Raw genomic sequence first — 5,024 nt, 5'->3', positions numbered from 1 at the left:
CGAGGAAATCGAGCGGGATTTCGTTGCGGCGGGTCTTGTCGAACAGATAGCGGCTGCCGCGCACCCAGGTCCACATGGCCAGCACAATGGTGAAGGCCACCGCCAGCGAAGCCCAGCCACCCTCGAACACTTTGACGATGTTGGAGGCAAAAAAGCCGACATCGATGAAGCCGAACAGCGCCGTCATGGCGACCGCCACCCACAGCCGCCATTTCCAGATCCGGGTCATGACGACGAACAGCAGCACCGTCGTCACCAGCATGTTGCCGGTCACCGAGATGCCATAGGCGGAGGCGAGCTTGCTCGATTCGCCGAAACCGACGACCAGCAGCATCACCGCCAGCGCCAGCAACAGATTGACGCGCGGCATGTAGATCTGGCCCGACTGCTTCTCCGAGGTGTGCAGGATTTCCAGGCGCGGCAGCATATTGAGCTGCACCGCCTGCCGGGTCAGCGAGAAGGCGCCGGAGATGACCGCCTGGCTGGCGATGACAGTCGCGGCCGTCGCCAGCACGACCATCGGGATCAGCGTCCAGCCTTCGTTCATCTCGAAGAATGGATGGCCGACGACGCCATTCTTGGCCAGCACGAAGGCGCCTTGCCCGGCATAATTGAGCAGCAGGCAGGGAAACACGATCGCCAGCCAGGCCAGCACGATCGGCTTGCGGCCGAAATGGCCGAGATCGGCATAGAGTGCTTCGGCGCCGGTGACGGCGAGGAAGATGGCGCCGATGGTCACGAAAGCGACGTCGGGCGAATTGATCAGAAACGCGACGATGTAGTGCGGGCTCACCGCCCACAGGATTTCCGGATCGGCGATGATGTGGTTGAGCCCGGAAAGGCCAATTGCCAGGAACCACACCGCCGTCACCGGGCCGAACACCAATCCTACCCCGCCCGTGCCGAAGCGCTGCACCGCAAACACCATGGTAAGAATGACCAGTGTCAGCGGCACGACATAGGGCTGGAAGGTCGGCGTGACGACATTCATGCCCTCAACCGCCGACAGCACCGATATCGCCGGTGTGATGACGGCATCACCGAAGAAAAGCGATGCCCCGACGATGCCGATGCCGAGCATCAGCGCCGAGCGCTTGGGGAAACTGCCGCGCGCCAGCGCCATCAGCGACAGCACGCCGCCCTCGCCGCCGTTATCGGCGCGCAGCACGAACATGATGTACTTGATGGTGACGATGATCGTCAGCGACCAGATGATCAATGACAAAACGCCGAGGATATCGCCGCGCTCGGCGACATTGCCGCCCGACGACGCCACCAGCGCCTCACGGAACGCGTAGATCGGGCTGGTGCCAATATCGCCATAGACAACGCCGAGCGCGCCTAGCATCAGCACCTCGGGGCTTTGCTGTTCGATTGCCGGATGGCTCGACTGTTCGACGGGTTCTGCCTCGCTACCAGTATTGGTAAGGACCATGGACGACACTCCGATAAGGGGCGGCCCTCTACCTTTGCTGCACTGCAATATCAAGTGCCGCGACGTAATGGCTCCGTATGCGGACCGCATTTGTTGCCGCACCGGCGGATTGTCTCATACGAAACCACGATCCCGCTCCCGGGCCATTTCCTCGACGAGACACAGGCCAAGGGGACCTGAAGGAGGGCCAGACCGGATGGGCGATGATCTGCGGCAGGAAACGATGGCGCTGCTTGTAGCTGACGGCATGTCTTTCTCCTTTGTGTGTCTGCCAGACGAGCGGGCGGGCACGGAAGTGGTCGCGCTCTGGCTGCCAGACATACTCGTCCAACCTGATGAAAACCTGACTTGTACACCCAGCCCAAACAGGTGCGAGGGGTCGGTCTATTACCAAAGGCTCTGAGGGCTGATTCTCTAGGGTTCGGCATTCAATACACCGAGCGCTTGCGGAGGCCGGCGTCGAACCCGCAGTGGGCAGTGTCGGCGACTCTTTCGATAATGCTCTCGCGGAAACGATCAACGGTCTTTACAAGGCCGAGGTGATCCATCGACGCGGACCCTGGCGCTCATTCGAGGCCGTCGAGTTCGCCACGCTCGAATGGGTCGACTGCTTCAACAATCGCTGGCTGCTGGAGCCCATCGGCAACATCCCGCCGGCCGAAGCCGAGGAACGCTACTACGGCATGTTGGATGAACCAGCCATAGCCGCGTGACTCAAACGAAACGGCCACCGGAATGCCCGGGGCAGTTCACATCGCATTTGATGCCAGCTTCATCGTATTTTCTTCGGCTTGGACGGGCACTTGGCAGACCCACAGAGCTGGGAACCCTTTGCCATACTACAACTGTAACATCATATCGGTTTAGCAGGTCAAGCTTTGGTGGTAACCTCATTGGGTAGAATAACTACTTTGGAGGCGAGCAATGGATCGCGATAACAAACGGGCACGTGCAGCTGCAAGATCATCTCAAGGCGTGGGGAGCAGTAGCCTCCGTGACGTTCCAGAGGGGCCATTGAGCGATGTTGCAGAACGGCTGGTAACCGCTAACCCGCGCGATACAGCGCGAAATCTTGGGGGCTTCAAAGGCCTCGGGACGCACGAGCGAACAGCCGTTCGGGGCACTCAACCCGGGCCAGAAACTGACCTCGCGAGATTTGAAAGGCGGACCAATCGTCTTGGACGATCAGCCATCGATCTGGCCGCGACATTAACAGCCGAATTGGGGTACAGCACGGATGACATAGCATTGCAGAAAGTCGGAGCGGCCAGTAATCTAGGCGATTACCTAACGCCAGGGCTGCAAGATGCTATTGTTAATCGCATTGGCAACATGGATCCGCCGTCGCAAGCTCTCGGAGCTTATTACGTTGCGCCACACTTCAGTAAGTTTACTGACGAAAACAAATCTCGCATTCTTGATCAGGCCATTGGATTGGCTTCTTCTGATCCGGATGGCAATGTCAGGATGATGGCATCCAATGCTATTCTCAACATGTATCAACAGTTAGACGCAAACCAACAGGCCCAAGCTCACTCAGTTTTTCCCGGCATGCAAGACATCTTGCCGCACATGCCGCCGCCGCAGCATGCAGCAGAGGAACGGAGTGCGAATCTGGACGGCCACATAGCAGGTATTGAGGCTGCAGTCCGTGATACAGTAGGCCCGCAAACCTCGTATGAACAGCTGCAGCGGGGTGCTCAAATCGGGCGGTCCATAAACCACGCCTTCAATCACGCCCGAGAGGACCTAATGGAGGCCACCAGAAGCAGAGATCGCTCCGGCCGTTGAGGTCTCGGCCATGGTACAGTGACGCTTTCTCTCCCGAATTCCGTTTACGGCCTTGCCGTTTCCAATTCGCTGGCCGTTGACGTACCTGCTTAGTGTAACTTTCAAAAACCACGTCTGCCGGGTGATGCGCTGCAAGCATCGCACCACCCGCTGCGGCATCGATCTGTCGAGCGGCGACATCGCGCGACGCCGGTTCGGTCTCTGAAGCACGCGCAGCATTAGCTACGGCTAATCCGGCAATGGAACAATGCTTTCAACAAAAACGACGCCCCCCAACATAGCCATTAGCATCGCGTGCTCACTCGCCGTGGGCTTCTGTGCGGCAAGTCTTTACGCAACCTTCCGCCACGGCGGCAGCGGCGAGGCTCTGATGGCGTTTGATGTCCGTGCCTTTTGGTTTGAGACGCCCTTCTATTTGGGTTTCGCAACCCCCGTTTTCTATCGGGGCGCGGCTATCGTGCTCTCGACGTCCGCGGTCGTCTTGCTGATTCAGCAGATCGTATTGCGCCGCAAGCTCGAACACCACGGGACGGCTCGTTGGGCTCGAGTGGATGAAATGCGACGCACGGGATATCTGCGACGATACCGTGGCGTGACAGGGCCGGTGTTTGGGAAGACAAGTGGCCCTTTCTGGCCTGGCTACTACCTGACCAATGGCGAGCAGCCTCACAGCCTCATCGTTGCACCGACCCGCGCTGGCAAGGGCGTCGGCATAGTCATTCCAACGCTACTTACATTCAAAGGCTCGGTGATAGCTCTGGACGTCAAGGGGGAGCTCTTTGAGCTCACCTCGAGGGCGCGCAAAGCCGCAGGTGACGACGTGTTTAAATTCGCGCCGCTGGATTCGGAGCGGCGCACAAACTGCTACAATCCGCTGTTGGATCTTATAGCGTTGCCTCCACAGCAGCAATTCACCGAAGCCCGCCGCTTGGCCGCAAACCTGATTACGGCCAAGGGGGAGGGCGCGGAAGGTTTCGTCAGCGGCGCGCGAGATATCTTTGTCGCGGGAATCCTTGCCTGCATCGAGCGGGGCACGCCAACAATCGGCGCCGTCTATGACCTCTTCGCCCAGCCGGGGGAGAAGTTTAAGCTCTTCGCGCGACTCGCCATGGAGACCCAGAACAAAGAGGCACAACGCATCTTCGACGACATGGCGGGGAACGATACGAAAATCCTAACCTCCTACACTTCCGTGCTCGGCGATGGCGGGCTCAACCTGTGGGCGGATCCCGCTGTAAAGGCGGCCACAAGTCGCTCGGACTTTTCGGTCTATGATCTTCGCCGTCGCAGAACGTGCATCTATCTTTGCGTTGGTCCGAACGACCTTGAGGTGATCGCGCCTCTGATACGCTTGTTTTTTCAGCAAATCGTTTCAATTCTGCAGCGGTCGCTGGCCCGCCGGGATGAAAAGCACGAGGTTCTCTTCCTGCTCGACGAGTTCAAGCACTTGGGTAAGCTGGAAGCGATCGAGACCGCAATCACGACTATCGCGGGCTACAAGGGGCGTTTCATGCTCATCATCCAAAGCCTTTCGGCACTGACGGGGGCTTATGGAGAGGCTGGCAAGCAGAATTTTCTCAGCAATACCGGACTGCAAGTGTTCATGGCCACGGCTGATGACGAGACTCCGAACTACATTTCCAAGGCCATCGGTGAATACACGTTTGAAGCCAAATCGATTTCCCACAGCCAGGCGCGAACGTTCGACTGGACCATTCAGAATTCACATCAAGGTGCACCGCTATTGCGTCCCGAACAGGTTCGGCTGCTCGATGACGACTACGAGATTGTTCTCATC

3 protein-coding genes and 1 pseudogene are annotated in these 5,024 nt (G+C 58.5%); 3 read left to right on the top strand and 1 reads right to left on the bottom strand.

What is annotated here, in order from left to right; all coding sequences use genetic code 11:
* Positions 1 to 1,435 (bottom strand): potassium transporter Kup (locus tag NKI21_RS32165; RefSeq protein WP_352869281.1); only part of this gene is annotated, 1,435 nt, incomplete at its 3' end.
* A 443-nt stretch (positions 1,436 to 1,878) separates the two neighbouring features.
* Here NKI21_RS32165 and NKI21_RS32160 point away from each other — a divergent pair.
* The 3 genes and pseudogenes from NKI21_RS32160 to virD4 form a co-directional block, all read left to right on the top strand.
* Positions 1,879 to 2,148 (top strand): annotated as a pseudogene (locus NKI21_RS32160) (integrase core domain-containing protein); the annotation flags it as partial.
* A 301-nt stretch (positions 2,149 to 2,449) separates the two neighbouring features.
* Positions 2,450 to 3,226, top strand: a complete 777-nt coding sequence (locus NKI21_RS32155) for a hypothetical protein (RefSeq protein WP_245260339.1) — start codon at positions 2,450 to 2,452, stop codon at positions 3,224 to 3,226.
* A gap of 247 nt (positions 3,227 to 3,473) precedes the next feature.
* On the top strand, positions 3,474 to 5,024 hold a 1,551-nt coding region (gene virD4, locus NKI21_RS32150), incomplete at its 3' end, for a type IV secretion system ATPase VirD4 (RefSeq protein ID WP_352559169.1).

It is taken from the genome of Mesorhizobium sp. M0715 (assembly GCF_040320355.1).
Classification (GTDB): Bacteria; Pseudomonadota; Alphaproteobacteria; order Rhizobiales; family Rhizobiaceae; genus Mesorhizobium.
The sequence above is the reverse complement of the archived record's forward strand: the minus strand, read 5'-3'. Positions and strand labels throughout refer to the sequence as shown.